The organism is Fusibacter bizertensis, from assembly GCF_029914245.1.
GTDB classification, from domain to species: domain Bacteria; phylum Bacillota; class Clostridia; order Peptostreptococcales; family Acidaminobacteraceae; genus Fusibacter_C; species Fusibacter_C bizertensis.
This window is the reverse complement of the sequence record NZ_JARYZI010000001.1, coordinates 620632-637942: the sequence shown is the minus strand read 5'-3', so window position 1 is coordinate 637942 and position 17311 is coordinate 620632. Positions and strand designations below refer to the sequence as shown.

At 36.0% G+C, this 17311-nt stretch carries 14 protein-coding genes; 13 read left to right on the top strand and 1 reads right to left on the bottom strand.

The genetic code is table 11. The features are described from left to right. The first annotated feature begins 16 nt into the window (after window positions 1-16). The 4 genes from aspS to QE109_RS03140 all read left to right on the top strand — a co-directional run bounded on the left by aspS (window position 17) and on the right by QE109_RS03140 (window position 5651). A complete protein-coding gene (gene aspS, locus QE109_RS03155; RefSeq protein ID WP_281092927.1) occupies window positions 17-1810 on the top strand; it encodes an aspartate--tRNA ligase in 1794 nt (597 codons plus the stop codon). 28 nt (window positions 1811-1838) lie between these two features. After that, window positions 1839-2276 carry a SoxR reducing system RseC family protein gene (locus QE109_RS03150; protein WP_281092926.1) on the top strand — a complete coding sequence of 146 codons (438 nt, stop codon included), beginning with the start codon at window positions 1839-1841 and terminating at the stop codon, window positions 2274-2276. Between the two features lie 21 nt (window positions 2277-2297). Continuing rightward, window positions 2298-3695 (top strand): sigma-54 interaction domain-containing protein, encoded by a 1398-nt coding sequence (locus QE109_RS03145; RefSeq protein ID WP_281092925.1) that lies wholly within the window; start codon window positions 2298-2300, stop codon window positions 3693-3695. Window positions 3696-3830: 135 nt separating this feature from the next. Then, a complete protein-coding gene (locus tag QE109_RS03140) occupies window positions 3831-5651 on the top strand; it encodes a GGDEF domain-containing protein (RefSeq protein ID WP_281092924.1) in 1821 nt (606 codons plus the stop codon). Here QE109_RS03140 and QE109_RS03135 read toward each other — a convergent pair. Beyond that, window positions 5623-6549, bottom strand: coding sequence for a DMT family transporter (locus QE109_RS03135; RefSeq protein ID WP_281092923.1), 927 nt, complete (start codon window positions 6547-6549; stop codon window positions 5623-5625). The genes QE109_RS03140 and QE109_RS03135 overlap by 29 nt on opposite strands. A gap of 330 nt (window positions 6550-6879) precedes the next feature. Here QE109_RS03135 and ord point away from each other — a divergent pair, with 330 nt between their 5' ends. From ord to QE109_RS03090, 9 genes are all read left to right on the top strand, one after another. After that, window positions 6880-7929 (top strand): 2,4-diaminopentanoate dehydrogenase, encoded by a 1050-nt coding sequence (gene ord, locus QE109_RS03130; RefSeq protein ID WP_281092922.1) that lies wholly within the window; start codon window positions 6880-6882, stop codon window positions 7927-7929. Between the two features lie 20 nt (window positions 7930-7949). Then, a complete protein-coding gene (ortA, locus tag QE109_RS03125) occupies window positions 7950-8261 on the top strand; it encodes a 2-amino-4-oxopentanoate thiolase subunit OrtA (protein ID WP_281092921.1) in 312 nt (103 codons plus the stop codon). Next, the gene (ortB, locus tag QE109_RS03120) at window positions 8251-9666 is read left to right on the top strand and encodes a 2-amino-4-oxopentanoate thiolase subunit OrtB (protein ID WP_281092920.1); all 1416 of its coding nucleotides are present in this window, start codon (window positions 8251-8253) and stop codon (window positions 9664-9666) included. The genes ortA and ortB overlap by 11 nt, the downstream gene beginning before the upstream one ends. Before the next feature lie 36 nt (window positions 9667-9702). Then, on the top strand, window positions 9703-10080 hold the full coding sequence (locus QE109_RS03115) for an ornithine aminomutase subunit alpha (RefSeq protein WP_281092919.1): 378 nt from the start codon (window positions 9703-9705) through the stop codon (window positions 10078-10080). After that, a complete protein-coding gene (gene oraE, locus QE109_RS03110; RefSeq protein ID WP_281092918.1) occupies window positions 10080-12302 on the top strand; it encodes a D-ornithine 4,5-aminomutase subunit OraE in 2223 nt (740 codons plus the stop codon). The genes QE109_RS03115 and oraE overlap by 1 nt, the downstream gene beginning before the upstream one ends. A gap of 88 nt (window positions 12303-12390) precedes the next feature. Further along, window positions 12391-13764, top strand: coding sequence for a GlmL-related ornithine degradation protein (locus tag QE109_RS03105; protein WP_281092917.1), 1374 nt, complete (start codon window positions 12391-12393; stop codon window positions 13762-13764). 8 nt (window positions 13765-13772) lie between these two features. Continuing rightward, complete coding sequence (gene orr, locus QE109_RS03100) at window positions 13773-14831, top strand: ornithine racemase Orr (protein ID WP_281092916.1); 1059 nt, start codon at window positions 13773-13775, stop codon at window positions 14829-14831. 179 nt (window positions 14832-15010) lie between these two features. Further along, entirely contained in the window at window positions 15011-16168 is a 1158-nt protein-coding gene (locus QE109_RS03095) for an HDOD domain-containing protein (RefSeq protein WP_281092915.1), read from the top strand. A gap of 49 nt (window positions 16169-16217) precedes the next feature. Then, a complete protein-coding gene (locus tag QE109_RS03090; RefSeq protein ID WP_281092913.1) occupies window positions 16218-17288 on the top strand; it encodes a response regulator in 1071 nt (356 codons plus the stop codon). Window positions 17289-17311 lie beyond the last annotated feature (23 nt).

The window sequence follows — 17311 nt, the reverse complement described above, 5'->3', positions numbered from 1 at the left end:
GAACATGGAGGTTAACATGGGCGAAGCGTTAAATGGTTTAAAACGTTCACACTATGGTGGTGAGCTAAGAGAAAATCATATAGGTGAAACAGTTACTCTTATGGGGTGGGTTCAAAAAAGAAGAAACTTAGGTGGTTTGATTTTTGTAGATTTAAGAGATAAATCTGGCATCTGTCAAATCGTGTTTGATACAGCAGTATCAGAAGAAGCTTTTAACAAAGCAAATTCAATTCGAAATGAATATGTAATCGCAATTACTGGAAAAGTAACTAAGAGAGAGTCTGTAAACAACAACTTACCTACTGGACAAGTAGAGATATTTGCTGAAACACTTAAAATTCTTTGTGAATCTGAAGTACCACCTATTCATATTGATGATAACGATGAAGCAAATGAGCGTACGAGATTAAAATATAGATACCTTGATCTTAGAAAACCTAAGATGCAAAACTTTCTATTTACAAGACATAAGATTGCATCTGCAGCTAGAAGATTTTTTGATGAGCAGGGTTTCGTAGATATTGAGACACCAATGTTAACGAAGCCTACTCCAGAAGGTGCTAGGGATTATCTAGTACCAAGTAGAGTAAACCTTAACAAGTTTTATGCGTTACCTCAATCTCCACAACTTTTCAAGCAATTACTTATGGTTTCGGGATTTGATAGATATTATCAAATTACAAAATGTTTTAGAGACGAAGACCTTAGAGCAGATCGTCAACCTGAATTTACACAAATAGATGTTGAGATGTCTTTTGTCGATGAAGATGATGTAAGAGCAATCAATGAAGATTTATTAAAATATATCTTTAAAGAAGTGGCAAATGTGGATGTACAAACACCACTTTTGAAATTGCCATACCAAGAAGCTATGGATCGTTTTGGATCAGATAAACCAGATATACGATTTGGATTTGAACTTAAAAAGATGAATTCAATTTTTGAAAATACAGAATTTAAAGTTTTTAGTGACACACTTGCATCAAATGGTGACATTAAGGGTATAAATATCAATGGATATGGTGATCGTTTCTCTAGAAAAGACATCGGAAAACTAGAAGAATTTATTAAGTCATATGGTGCTAAAGGCCTTGCATGGATTAAGTTCACAAATGGTGAAATGCAATCATCAATTAACAAATTTTTAAACGAATCTCAAATAAATGCGGTTAAAACTTTATTTGAGGTTGGTGAAAACGACTTGATCTTAATCGTTGCAGATAAATCAGCAGTTGTTTATGATTCGTTAGGTGCCTTAAGATGTGAAATTGCAAAACAAATAGGTATATTAGATCCTAAGGATTATAAGTTCTTATGGGTTACTGACTTCCCACTCTTTGAATACGATGAAGAAGAAAACCGTTATGTCGCAAAACATCATCCTTTTACATCGCCTAAAGATGAAGATTTAGATAAACTTGAATCAGATCCGGGGAACTGTCGCGCTAAAGCATACGATATTGTACTTAATGGCTATGAAATTGGTGGCGGTTCAATTAGAATTCACAACTCTTCAGTACAGGAGAGAATGTTCAAGGCACTTGGTTTTACTGAGGAAGAAGCAAACGAGAAGTTTGGATTCTTCATTGATGCATTTAAATATGGTGCACCTCCTCACGGTGGTATCGCATATGGACTAGATAGAGTCGTGATGTTGGTAACAGGAACAGATAATATCAGAGATGTCATTGCATTTCCAAAAACACAAGACGCAAAATGTCTGTTAACCAATGCACCAAGCGTTGCAGAACAAAAACAACTTGATGAGTTGTATCTTAAACTTACGCCAGTAGAGAAAAGCAACGCATAATAAGGCGTATTTGAAATGAGGTGACGAAATGGATAGAGCAGGTATAGTAGTTAGCCAAATGGGTGAATACTCAAGAGTTAAACTAGTAAGGCATACAGCTTGTGGTAATTGTGGCGCATGTCAATTAGGTGATGATCAAAAAGATATCATGCTAGTGGCTAAAAATGCTGTAAAAGCCAAAGATGGTGATCTAGTGGAAGTATCTATGGAAACAGGTGGTGTATTAAGTGCTGCCTTTATCATGTACATTTTACCGCTAGTTGGTTTATTTATTGGTCTTTTAGTGGGTCAAACATTCTTTAAAGGTAGCGATGTCATGACAGCACTTTTGGGACTTGTGTTTATGGCTGCCATTTACTTGGTAATTAAAATGAACGACAAACGTTTCTTAAGAAATGAAAAATATACAGCTAAAATTTTGAAAATTTTGCAATCTGAGCACGACGGAATGGTGCCACTGGCATAAAGTAAAAATGATGGAGGTCACATGACGATTAACGAGGTGTTAAATCTAGCGAGTAGAGAGATATTTGATGCCATAGAGGAAGGAATTCACATAGTTGATCATTCTGGAAAGACCATACTTTATAATAAAGCCATAGAGGAAATTGAGGGATTATCTCATAAGCAAGTTGTTGGTAGACACTTACTTGATTTATTCCCTGACTGGACTAAGGAAAACAGCACACTTTTAACTGTGCTGTCTTCTGGTGTGCCCATATTCAACAGAGAACAAAGTTATCTTAACTTCAAAGGCAAAAATATACGCACACTTAATTCTACTTTGCCGATATTTGAAGGAAAGCAGCTTATCGGTGCTGTTGAAATCGCTAAAAATATGACAACAGTAAACGATATGTCTGAGCAAATTATCAACCTTCAACAAAAGTTGATTAAACCGAACAAAAAAGATATTGGAATTAGACATTATCATTTTGACCAATTAATAGGAAAAAATGAAAAGTACCTTGAGGCAATTAAGATTGCGAAGAGGGCTTCTAAATCAATATCTAGCGTTCTTATCTTTGGTGATACAGGTACTGGTAAGGAACTGTTTGCGCAAAGTATCCACTATGGTAGTGAGAGAAAAGAAGAACCATTTATTGCACAGAACTGTGCTGCGATTCCTGAAAGCCTTCTAGAAGGTTTGTTATTTGGTACATCAAAAGGATCTTTCACAGGTGCGCTTGATCGTCCAGGTCTGTTTGAACAAGCAGATGGAGGTACTTTATTTTTAGATGAAGTTAACAGCATGAGCTCGGCGCTTCAAGCCAAGATCTTAAGGGTACTTCAAGAAAATTATGTGAGACGTGTTGGTGGAAATAGAGATATACCAATAGATGTAAGAATTATTGCGGCTGCTAATGAAGAACCAGAAGCTTTAATCAAGTCAGGACAGTTTAGAAAAGACCTTTATTATCGCTTAAATGTCATCAATATTCGTATTCCTAGTTTAAATGATCGGGTAGATGATATCCCCTTATTGGTCGATTATTTTATACGAGAATATAATGAACAACTTGGTAAAGACGTTTGGATGGTATCATCTGAATTATTAGAAGCTTTTAAAAACTATAACTGGGCAGGTAACATCAGAGAACTAAAAAATTTTATCGAATCAGCGATGAACTTAATCTCAGATGAACATGTGATTGGAAAAGAGCATATGCCTTCTCATGTTGCTGAAGTATTGCTTAAAAAAAATCAATATATTCCCAATTCACCTTTGGTTGTGGATGATCTAAATGCACATTTGCAAGCAATTGAGAAAGATATAATCAGAGAAATATTGGCACTGTATAACTTTAATATAAGCAAAGCAGCCAGACATTTGAAAATTTCACGTCAAAATTTACAATATAAAATTAAACAATTTGAGTTATAAATAAAGCATTTCTATGTGTTGATTTCACATGGAGATGCTTTTTTATTTGTAATGTTTTACGCATGTATTATATAAGCTTTACATCGTCTTAACGTATCTATGTTATGGTTGATTTGGGTAAAGGAGAGCGATAAAATGGAGCAAATAATGAATCAAATAGAAAATGGAAAGATTATTTCAATTGAAGATGTTTTGTTTGAAGATATTTTGAAAAACGAAAAAGTGACCAGTTATTATCAACCTATTGTAAGTCTCAGGAATGGCGATATTTTAGGTTATGAAGCATTATCACGAGGTCCAGAAAAAACAGTGTTTTACTCTCCACTTGAACTTATTGAAAAAGCGCATGAAAAGGAAAAGATTTGGGAACTTGAAATGCTCTTTAGAAAAAAAGCGCTGGAGCGCATAAGTGAACTTGGTGATGATAAACTATTGTTTGTTAATGTAGACCCAGAAGTGATTAAAGCATCAGAGTATAAAACGGGTTTAACAAAAGAGTATTTAGATGAAATTGGCTGCAAAGAGAGTAGTATTGTGTTTGAAATTACCGAGAGAACAGCCATATTTGACTACACTGCATTTATGAATGTTTTAGACAATTATAGAAACCAAGGCTATCAAGTTGCAATAGATGATGTTGGAGCGGGGTATTCTGGGCTCAAAACAATCAATGAAATACGCCCAAACTTCATTAAAATTGATATGGATTTAATCAGAAATATTGACAAAGATGCATTTAAACAGGCTCTAATTAAAGCCTTTGTAGATACATCATTAACAACTAATATAAAGATCATCGCAGAAGGCATTGAAACAAAAGAGGAAATGAAGACGCTAATTTTACTTGGTGTTCATTTAGGACAAGGCTTTTATCTTAGAAAACCGTCTGCAGGGTTTGAAAGTTTAGACGAAGATGTCATCACACGAATTAAAGATTACAACCAGATTTCTAGGAATTTAAATGAGTATTCTCAAGAATACCATTATATTTCAAATTTAATTAACAGCCATGTGAATCCTATATATGAATCTATGGCGCCATGTATAACAATTAAAAATCACTTAGATAAAGTTGAAGCTAAAAGTGCTTGTATATGTGAGAACGAAAGGCCTGTAGGCATCATTATGAAGCATAACATAGATGCAAGTATGTCGGGGAAATATGGTTTCTCTCTTTTTGCGAATAAACCCATTTCAAGAATTATGAATACATCGCCGCTGGTTGTTGATTACTATATGCCAATCAGTGTCGTTGCGAAAAGTGCTATGGAGCGTCCGGATGAACAGATTTTTGACGATGTCATCGTGACTAAAAGTGGAAAATATCAAGGAACGGTATCCATGAAAAAAATATTTGAATACACCTTGATGTATGAAAAAAACAGTGCGAAAGAACGTAATCCACTTACAGGACTACCAGGTAATCCAGTCATAACAAGAGTAATGACAGACGTCGTTAGTTTTAACAATAATTCGTGCATCTTATATGTAGATATCAATGAGTTTAAAATCTATAATGATGTCTATGGATTTGAAAAGGGAGATGTTATGATTAAATATCTAGCTGATATGATGAATATAGCTGTAAAAAATAAATTCCCACATACAAGTTTCATTGGGCACGTGGGAGGAGATGACTTTGTAATTGTAATTGAAGGAGAAGTCAGTGAGTATGAGAAAATGGCTCAAATTATCTTAGATCAGTTCGAGGCCGATAAGTCAGATTTTTTCACGGAAGAACACTTTAGGTGTGGCACAATTAAAGCTGAAGATAGATTTGGAATAGTAAGAGATCTAGCCTTAACCTCTATATCTATATCTGGATTATACGGTAATCTCAACGAATTCCAAAGCTCAGACGCCCTAAGTGAAGCACTTGCAAAGATTAAAAAAAAGGTCAAAAGGCATGGAAAAAGCATGTATATGCTTAATCCTGCACAGATTTATCTTTCTTAATCAGGAAGCCTGAGTGGTTATAAACAATAACTGCAGTGATGATCATAGTGGCACCTATAAGATGATAACTACGAATATGTTCATTTAAGAAGATGACTGCAAGAATTGTTGATATAATGGGCACTAAATTGATGAAAAGTGAAGCTTTAGATGGTCCGATTTGAGCAATGGCATACTGTTGAATCGAATAACCAATAACCGTAGGAAATATTGCCATATATATAACAGCGATATAAGGATTAATGCCAACACTAAATGCATTTGTCGTTGCAAAGGCGAAAATGGCAAATGGTGCCATTATTAGTGCGCAAAATAAAAATGTATACGTCGTCAACTTAAGTGGTCCCATAATGGGTACCGCTTTTTTTACGATGATACCATAAACGGCCCACAGAAAGGTACCGCATAGCATAATAAAATCACCTTTGTTTAGAACCAAGGTTGCAAGTGAATTGATGTTACCAGCTATGATAATATAGACTACCCCACAAAAAGCCAATAGTAACATGGCTATTTTTTTAGGCGTGATGCGCTCGCTTGCAAAGAGCGAGGCTAACACAGCAGTTATCAGGGGATTAGTGGCATTGATCATAGAAGCATTTGATGCAGTGGTATATTTTAATGCTGTGAAAAAGAACATGTGATAGCCAATCATTCCGACGATTGATGTAGCCAGTACAATTTTTATCTCGTTTTTTTTAAGTTTCCAATTAGTGCCAAGCTTGATCACCATAATAGGAAATATGATAACAGCAGCAATTCCCATACGAAGAAAGGTCAAGATAGTAGGGCTTAACTCGTAAACGCCTAGTTTTGCAGCTATAAAGGCACCAGCCCAAAAAAAAGTAGCCATGATCATTAATAAATAAATTTTTAAGTTGGTATATTTATGCGTCATAAGTCCCTCATATCTTTTTTTTCAATTATAGCATTAAAATTATATAGAAACAGGAAAATTAGTGAAAACAGTGTGCAAAATATTTTGCTTTTAATGTGGTGTGCAAAATATTTTGCGCGATATAGTGCAAAAATATTTGCTATTCTGGTGGAATAAGCAAACAATTCGGACAATTCAGAGTATACTTTTGATAAAAATAGTGATGTATAATTATTCAGCTTGTATTTTCAATGCTTGCAGTCGGTTTAGATGACATACCTCTTAATTGGCATGACATTTGCGTAATATATAGTTGGATGCCTATAGGGCAAATATTCGGAGGTGACAATTATGAGATCAGAAAATGTTAAAGTAGCAATTTGGGGTTTTGGAGCCATGGGTAGTGGTATGGCTAAGATGCTAATGAATAAAAAAGGAGTTGAAATCGTAGGTGTTTGCGATAGAAACCCTGAACGCGTAGGTAAAAGTATCTATGAGATTCTAGGTGTTGAAAGAGGTAATAGACCAGATGTTATCGTTAATCCTGAAATTGATGAAGTGATTAGTGAAAAATCATGTGATGTATGCTTAACTGCAACTGATTCATTTACAGCAAAAGCTTTCCCAAGACTTAAACATGTTCTTGAGAAAAAAATAAATGTTATTTCAACTGCAGAAGAGATGTCTTATCCACAGGCTCAAAATCCTGAACTTGCTGCTGAGCTTGATAAAATTGCTAAGGAAAATGGCGTTACAATCCTCGGTACGGGTATTAATCCAGGACTCATTATGGACCTTTTAGTAGTTGTGTTGACAGGCTGTATGACAGATGTCACTGAAATAGAAGCAAAACGTGTTAACAGCTTATCACCGTTTGGACATGCAGTTATGGAAGAACAAGGTGTTGGCATTACAGTTGATGAGTTTAATAATGGTGTTGCAGATGGTTCACTAGCTGGACATGTTGGTTTTGAAGAATCAATTAATATGATTGGTGATGCAATTGGCTGGCCAGTAGAAAAAATCGAGACACAAATGAAACCAATCGTAACTACAGTTGACAGAAAATCACCTCATGGCTTTGCTGCTGCGGGTAATGTTGCAGGTGTAAATATGACAGGTCAAGGTTTTGTAGATGGACAAGTTAAAATCAATATGATTCATCCTCAACAAATTGAACCGGAAATGGAAGGTACATTTACTGGAGATTACATTACATTAAAAGGTTCTCCTGAAGTAAATATGATTATTAAACCTGAGGTTGAAGGTGGACTTGGTACAATTGCAATGTGTGTAAATATGATTCCTCAAGTTATCAATTCAGAAGCTGGACTCAAAACAATGCTAGATTTACCAGTTCCAAGAGCAATTATGGGTGACATGAGACAGTTTATTAAATAGTTTGAAGCGAGGTGTTTTCATTGAAAATAAAAAAAGGTGATTGGGTTAGAGTTTATCGTGTAATCTTTACACCTGATCAACGTGCTCCACAAGTGCCAGACGATACTAAAAAAGTACCACTAGAGATGTGGGTAAAAGGTTTTTGTCAGTCTGATGCCCAAATTGGTGATGAAGTAGAAATCCTCACAATTACAGGCAGAAAAGAGCATGGTAAAGTTGTTGAACTTGAGCCAACTTACAAACATTCATTTGGTAACTATGTGCCTGAGATTACTCAAATAGGAATTACGCTTAAAGAAATACTTTTCGGAGGTGACGACAATGAAAGATAATTCTTACTCAGCTGTCATGGGCCGAAAAAACGATATAATGAAAAAAGCCATTGGAATAGATTACGCTGTTTTTGAAGATGATGGTATTGGTTTTGATTATGAGCGCATGATGAGAGAGACTGGCTATTCTCTCGAAGAAATGCAAGAAATACAAGGACGTACTGGTGTGGGAAATACACCACTTTTAGAACTAAGAAATATCACAGAACTTGCACGTAAGATGGCAGCACCTGGAAAAGGCGCGCGCATATTTATAAAAGATGAAGCGAGTAATCCTTCAGGTAGTTTTAAAGCAAGAAGAGCTGCAAATGCAGTTTATCATGCTAAGAAATTAGGTTATAAAGGTGTAATTGCAGCGACAAGTGGCAACTACGGTTCAGCTGTTGCATCTCAAGCTGCAATGCAGGGACTGAAGTGCATAATTGTACAAGAGACTTTTGATTCTAAAGGTGTAGGGCAACCTGAAATAGTAGAAAAAGCAAGAAGATGTGAAGCTTATGGCGCTGAAGTGATTCAACTTACAGTGGGTCCAGAACTTTTTTATGAGTTTTTATTACTCTTAGAAGAGACGGGATACTTTAACGCTTCACTTTACACACCGTTTGGTATTGCTGGTGTTGAAACTTTAGGCTATGAACTTTCTATGCAGTGCAGAGAAAGATATGGCAAAGACCCTGACGTAGTAGTTTGTACCAATGCGGGCGGTGGTAACTTAACAGGTACAGCAAGAGGGCTTATTAAAGCAGGTGCAGTGGAGACTAAAATTGTAGGTGCATCAGTGGATTTAAGTGGCCTTCATATGGCAAGTGACACACAATTTAATAAGAAGTCATTTACAACAGGTCATACAGGTTTTGGAGTTCCTTTTGCAACAGTACCTGATCGATCAGATGTTCCGAGATCGGCAGCGAGACCAATGCGTTACATGGATCGCTATGTAACAGTGACTCAAGGTGAAGTTTTTTATATGACTGAAGCGCTAGCACAACTTGAAGGTCTTGAGAAAGGTCCAGCAGGAAATACAGCGCTTGTAGCAGCGTTTAGTATAGCGCAAGAGATGGATGAAGATCAAATCATCGTCGTTCAAGAAACTGAGTATACAGGTGCAGGAAAACACATTCAGCCTCAACTTTCTTTTGCGAGAGATAATGGAATTGAAATTATGTTTGGTAATCCAAAGGCACAAGTTCCTGGAGAAAATATAATCCTTCCAAGTCATCCAAGTCTTATTAAAGCAGTGGATCTTGATTTAGACAAACTAAAAAGATCACTTATTAAAAATGCAATATCTTCTAGAGCAGAGAAAAAGTTAGGTGATAAGGATTTAATGTACCTTATCACAGAAACTAAAACAGATAAAGCTTATGTACTAAGTGTACTAAAAGAGCTAGGAATAGATTTATAAAAAGGTGCGGCTAAAAATTAAATGGAGGGTCAAAAGATGAAAGGTTTTGTTAGAAGAGAAGACGATTATCTAAAGAGAAATCAACATCTAGTTGGATTAACTGATGATGAGCTCAAAGAGAGATTCTGGAGTTTGGTAGAAGAGATTGTCGATCCTTTATTGGATCTGGCACAGAAGAATACTTCACCAGCAATTGAAAGATCGGTATTGCTTAGAATGGGATTTTCAAGTTTAGAGGCACAACCACTTGTAGATGGCGCAATTGATCGTGGTCTTATTGGACATGGCGTAGGTCATGTAGTTTATAAAGTTGCTAAAGTTAAAAACTTAGATATAAGAACAGCAGGACTTGAATTAATCGAAGGCAAACATTGGGATGATGCAGTACAAATCTTCAAAGGGGGTAACAAATAATGAATCAATTAGATATCAACACTAAATTAGATGTTAAAGAAATTCTAAGAGATCTTGAAAGTTACAGACCAAAGAGAAGAGGCTGGACTTGGAGAGAAAAAAGTGAAAAACAAGTTTATGGTGCTTTTGAATATAGCGATATGTCTACGCCACTTAAAAATTATATTCCAATGCCTGCAGCTCAATATTTCGGAAATATTGATCCACAACCCAATAATACAATCACAACTGAGATTGCTTCAGGTAGATTTGAAGACGATATTCGTAGAATGCGAATGGCAGCATGGCACGGAGCAGATCATATAATGGTTATCCGTACTGCTGGTCAATCACATTTTGATGGCTTAATTGAAGGTACACCACAAGGTATCGGTGGCGTTCCAATTTCTAGAAAACAAGTTAGAGCACATAGAAAAGCGCTTGACCTGATTGAAGATGAAGTAGGTAGACCAATAAACTATCACTCATATGTATCAGGAGTAGCAGGTCCAGATGTAGCTGTTATGTTAGCAGAAGAAGGCGTAAACGGCGCGCATCAAGATCCACAATACAATGTACTTTATAGAAATATCAATATGGTGCGTTCTTTTGTAGATGCTGCTGAGTCTAAGAAAGTTATGGCATGGGCTGAAATGGCACAAATCGATGGCGCACATAATGCCAACGCGACTGCACGTGAAGCTTGGAAAGTTATGCCAGAATTGATGGTTCAACATGGTATCAATGCACTTTATTCTTTTAAAGTGGGGATGCCTAAAGAAAATATAGCGCTATCTACTGTACCACCATCGTCTTCACCAGCGCCTTGCATGAAGCTTGATTTACCTTATGCAGTTGCCCTTAGAGATCTTTTCACAGAATACAAAATGCGTGCTCAAATGAACACGAAATATATCACATCATCTTCAAGAGAAGCGACAGTTACTCATGTTATGAATATGTTGATTTCAAGAATGACATCAGCAGATATCCAATCTACAATTACTCCTGATGAAGGTAGAAATGTACCTTGGCATATGTACAACATTGAGGCATGTGATACTGCTAAGCAAACTTTTGCTGGTCTTGACGGTTTGATGGAGATGGTTGAACTTAAAAATGATGGCTATCTTAGAGAAAAAGCACGTGAATTAAAAGAAAGAGCTGTTTTATATGTAGAAGAGATCATCAAAGTTGGTGGCTATTTTACTGCAGTTGAACAAGGTTTCTTTGTTGATTCAGGCATGTATCCTGAGAGAAATGGCGATGGAATCGGTAGAAAAATTGAAGGTGGTGTAGGTGCTGGTTCGGTTTATGAAAGAGCTGAAGACTATATGGCGCCAGTTACAGCGCATTATGGTTATAACAATGTCGCGCAGTACGATGCAAACTTAGTAGATAATCCTGCGGCACTTATAGATGGCTGTACATTTGAAAAACCTGATAAAATTGTATATATTGATGAACTTGATGAAAATGATAACGTCAACCAACGTATGGCTGAAAGTGAAAAATACAGAGGCGAACATGGCGAATCAAATTTTGTTAAGCCAGAAGTACAGTGGTTAGGTGACGGAGTTGTTCAAGTTGAAATATTATTACCAGTAGCACTTAGAACGGCTCAGTATGCTGCTATAGAGTTTGCTAAAAAGATGAACCTTAAAGATGTTGAAGTGATTCATATTGAGCAGATGCATCTTGTAGAAGGTACTAGAGTTCAACTTAAAGGCGTGCTTGATATGGACCTTGACCTAAACAACCTTGTGATCCCACCAGAACCAGAAGTGATGAGTGATGATGAAATCAGAGAAGAGTTTGATAAATATCCAGTTAAAATAGTAGCAGGTACAGTTGGACAAGATGAGCATTCTGTTGGACTTAGAGAAGTAATCGATATCAAACATGGTGGTATTGAAAAATACGGTTGTGATGTTGAATACCTTGGGACTTCAGTACCAATTGAGAAACTAGTAGATGCAGCAATCGAGATCAATGCAGATGTCATCTTGGCATCTACCATCATTTCACATGATGATGTTCATTACAAAAACATGAAGAGAATTCACGAATATGCAGTTGAAAAAGGCGTACGTGATCGTTTCATAATCTGTGCGGGTGGTACACAAGTTACACCTGAAATCGCACGTGATAATGGCATGGATGAAGGTTTCGGAAGATATGATAGAGGCGTAAATGTCGCGACTTTCCTTGTTAAGGAGAGAAGAGCTAAACGTGATAAATAAGTACTAAGTTAATGGCTTAAAGCTAGAGCTTAGCGCAGCTTAGATGCTAAATCTTGCTGTGCTAAGCTTTTACTACATGGAGGATCACATGAAAATAGATTTGTTGGTTGCAGAAATCGGAAGCACAACTACCGTGGTCAATGCTTTTAACGGAATTGACTCTTCATCTCCTGAGTTTGTCGGACAAGGTCAAGCGCCTACAAGTGTCGTAAAAGGCGATGTAACCATAGGTCTACACGAGGCAATAGCGCAACTTAAAGATAACTTAAATTGTGAAACTTTAGAGTATGGTAAACTTTTGGCGACAAGCAGTGCAGCTGGTGGTCTCAAGATGACTGTACACGGGCTCGTATATGACATGACAGCTAAGGCGGCAAAGGAAGCTGCACTTGGCGCAGGCGCAAATATCCATATGGTTACAGCGGGGAAGCTGCGAAGAACGGATATCAAGAAGATTAAAGAAACTAATCCCAATATCATTATGATTGCAGGTGGCGTAGACTACGGAGAAGTGGAAACTGCAATTTTTAATGCAGAAATTATCGCGGGGTTAGACCTTAATGCACCTGTTTTGTATGCTGGTAATGTCCAAAATCAAGAAGAAATAAAATTGATATTTGAAGAAGCTGGAAAAAGTGAATTGCTATATATCGTCGAAAACGTATATCCTAAAATTGATCTACTAAATGTGGAACCTGCTCGTAAAGTGATTCAAGATATATTTGAAGAACACATCGTTCATGCACCTGGGATGGAACATATAAGAGAGATGGTTTCCGGTACGATTATCCCTACGCCAGGAGCCGTGATGGAAGCTTCAAAATTATTAAAATCAGCCATTGGTGATTTGATAACCGTTGACGTAGGTGGTGCTACAACAGATATACATTCTGTTTCAGAAGGTAGTGAAGAAGTTTCAAGGATTTTGATTAGTCCTGAACCAGTGGCCAAGAGAACGGTAGAGGGTGATCTTGGTGTATATGTGAATATGAGAAACATTGTTAGCTTAATTGGATTTGAACAGCTATGTAAAGCAATGGAAATGGATGAGGTAAAAGTACAAGGGCTTATTGAGAATCATGTTCCAATACCGACAACTGATGATCAGATTCGTTTTGTAGAGCGGCTAACAAAAGAAGCAATCTCAATCTCCGCACATCGTCACGCTGGTGGATTCAGAACGTTATATGGTGGTGGCGGTAAAAAAACATATGCAGAAGGTAAAGATCTGACCAGTATAAAATATATTATAGGAACCGGTGGTGCTTGTACAAGACTTCCAAATAGGGTAGAATTACTTAGAGAAATTACAAATAACTTTATGGGAGATAAACTCTTGCCTAACAAGCAAGCGCAGATTCTCATCGACAATGATTATATTATGGCTTCGTTAGGCGTACTTTCTAAAGAACATGAAACTGCTGCATTACTATTGTTAAAAAAATCATTGAAGATTGATTAGGAGGCCGTATGTATCCAAGAGTCGTTATTGATCAGAAGAAATTATATGAAAATACTAAAATCGTAGTAGATAAGGCCAAAGAAAAAGGTGTAAATGTTCATGTAGTTACAAAAGTTCATTCAGCGGATATAAAATTAGCGCAGGTCTGTTTAGATGCTGGTGCATATGGTATCGCTGATTCGCGTATAAAAAACTTGAAAAAACTCGAATCGTTAAAGTGTGAGAAAATCTTACTCCGATTACCAATGCATTCTGAAGTGGATGAAGTGATTGCACTTGCGGATATAAGTTTTAACTCCGAGTTAAGTACCATTAAACTACTTGATGTAGCAGCAGCAAAAGCAAACAAGAAACATCGGATTATTGTGATGTTTGACCTTGGAGATTTAAGAGAAGGCTTTTTACCAGAAGAAGTCGATCAAGTTATACCAGAGATTTTGAAGTGTGATCACATTGTTATCGAAGGAATCGGTGTAAATCTAACATGTTACGGTGGTGTAATTCCAACGCATGATAATTTAAGTGAATTAGAGCGGTTAGCAAATCATATTGAAAATACTTATCATATTAAGCTCAATGTCGTATCTGGTGGAAATTCAAGTAGCCTATACTTGCTTGATGGTTCGGATTTACCGAGTAGAATCAACAATCTACGTATAGGAGAAGGTATCGTACTTGGAAGAGAAGCTGCGTATGGAGAACAAATTGAGGGCACTAATGATGATGCTTTTATATTAGAAGCACAATTAATAGAGTATAAGACCAAAGCGTCAATGCCAAAGGGTATTATCGGTATGGATGCTTTTGGAAATAAGCCAGTATTTGAAGATAAGGGTATGATTAAACGAGGTATCGTCGCTGTTGGTAGACATGATGTTGACCATGGTGCACTTATCCCGATAGATTCAAGAATTACCATCTTGGGTGCGTCAAGTGATCATTTAATTCTAGATTTTACTGCTGCTCAAGAGGAGTATGAAGTTGGTGATATTGTTCAGTTCAAGATGGAATATGGCGCGATGCTAAGACTGTTTACGTCTGAATACGTAGATAGAGAATATAGATAATTTTTGTAAGACTATAAAAAAAAGCCGCATTGAGAGCAGTGGGATAAAATCCAACTGGACCACTGTGGCTTTTCTTAATAAGCCATAAAACAACTACCTGTTTTTAGGATTTACTATGGGGTATAATCGCTATGAAGGAATAAACTTTAACACAAGTGCTATTTATTGAGAGGTTGCTAATGAAAAAAATTCTATTTATAGATGATGAAAGTAATATACTAAGAGCCATAAACCGTGCGTTTAGAAATCTAGAATTTGAATGTTTCTATGCCAATGGTATAAAAGAAGCGATAGAAATTTTCTTGGAGATAGATCAACTTGATATGTTAATCACAGATATAAAGATGCCTTATTTTGATGGTATAAGAGTGCTTAAATTATTTAAAGAGGCTTCTCCTGATACAATTCGGGTGGCTATCACAGGATATGCTTCAGCTTCTAGCATCACTGAAGCAGTCAGTAAGAATCTTGCAAAGCAGTATTTTTATAAACCTTGGAACAATGATGAGTTGATTGATGGAATTAGAAAGATGTTCGTTTTAGAGGATAAACTAAAAAGTTCACATATCTTTAAAACTGTTCAGCAATTCGATAGCATAAAAACGATTCCACGATTATTTAATGAGCTTAATTTATATATACAACGAGATAAAAGTATTGAAGAAATTACTGAAATTATAGAACGAGACCCTGCGATTACATCCAATATTTTACGTATAGCAAATTCTGCGTTTTATGCTGCAAAGACAGGAAATATCCAGCAAGCGATAATGTACATAGGCCTAAATAATTTAAAACAGATCGTTTTGTCATATGAAATTTCTCAGATGAATGAGAAAACCTATTCAAAAGCAGAGTTTATTTGGACACATTCAAATAGAACTAACTTAATCTTTCAAGACTTATATACAAAGTATTTCGGCACAAAGGTTCCACCTATTATAAGTGCTGCAGGTATCGTACATGATATTGGAAAGATAATCATGCTTCAGATCTTTGGAAATAGTTATTATGATGATATACTTAAACTTAATTTACGCGATGATCAATTAATCGGTAAAGAAAATGAGCTCTTTGGAATTGACCATTCAACCATTGGCGGATATTTCTTAAACTGGTGGGCTTTTCCGTATGATATAATTGAGATGACGCTATATCACCATATACCAAATGACCCAGATATTTTGGGCAAAAAGCAAGTTGCGCTGATGTGCTTATCCTCACTGATTGAAAGCAAGATGATGTCAACTGAAAACACCAATTATTTAGAAGCAATGGATGTACTAGGAATTAGTGAAGATTTTTTTAGAGAAATCGTCAGTAAATATAAAGAATAAGAAATAGCACAAGTAGAATAAGAAATAGCACAAGTAATGAGGTGATGAAATGATTGACTATTCCATGCATACCGTACTTATTGTAGACGATGAAATTGATATACTTAAGTCCTTAAAAAGAGGAATGCATACTGAGCAGTACTCAAAAATATTTGCTTCAAGTGGTGCAGAAGCGTTAGAATCTTTTGCGAGAGAAGATCAAATTAGTGTGATTATAACGGATATGCGAATGCCTGGAATGAATGGTTTAGAATTGCTGCGACAGGTTGAAGAAATAAGTCCAAGGACAGTTAAAATCGTATTAACAGGGTATACTCAATTGCCGCAAATTCTTGCAACAGTCAATAATGTAGAGATTTATAAGTTTATGACAAAGCCATGGGATCTTGATGCAGAATTAAAGGTATACATTAGGGAAGCAATAGAGATTTATGAAAATACTGCTTTAGAAGCAAATAAGTTGATATCTAGTGAAAAAAAAGGAAAACTTTACAATAAAATGCTCAGTGAAAGCTATGAAAAAGTTGATCATGTACTAAGATTATATGATGAACTTATTAAAGCGTTAAATCAGCATCATCTATTTTCGATTCAAGCCTTAAAAAGTAGTGATGATAAAACTAAGATGAACGATGTGATACAGCAAATGAACGACCGTGTACATTATCTCAACAAGATATTTGAACTGAACCGTTTTGCAATGAAGGCATTTACACTTCCAGAAGTAGAAGCGCATATTGAATTGATATTTGATAAATTAGATATACCTAAAGTACCTTTAGAGGTTAATACAAGCGAAAATCAACTCAATTATTATGATAATTTTAAAATGGTAACGAGCATATTTACAGATATAATCGAACTTGCGCATATCAATGGTTCTGAAATTCAAGCTGTTGCGATTAAAACTGAAAATTTAAGTGAAAAACATATACTTCACCTTGTTGTTGATTGTGTTTCAAATGAAAACTTAAGTGAAATGCTGGAAAATCATGGAAAGTTTGTTGGGGCGGTTTTGAGAATCATAGGGGGCAAGTTTTATGCCACTCAAATAGAAGAAATTCATAGAATTGAGGTGCTCTTACCTGTAAAGAAAAAAGTTTTTGATTCATTAATTTAAATGACAATAAAATAAAACGAGTG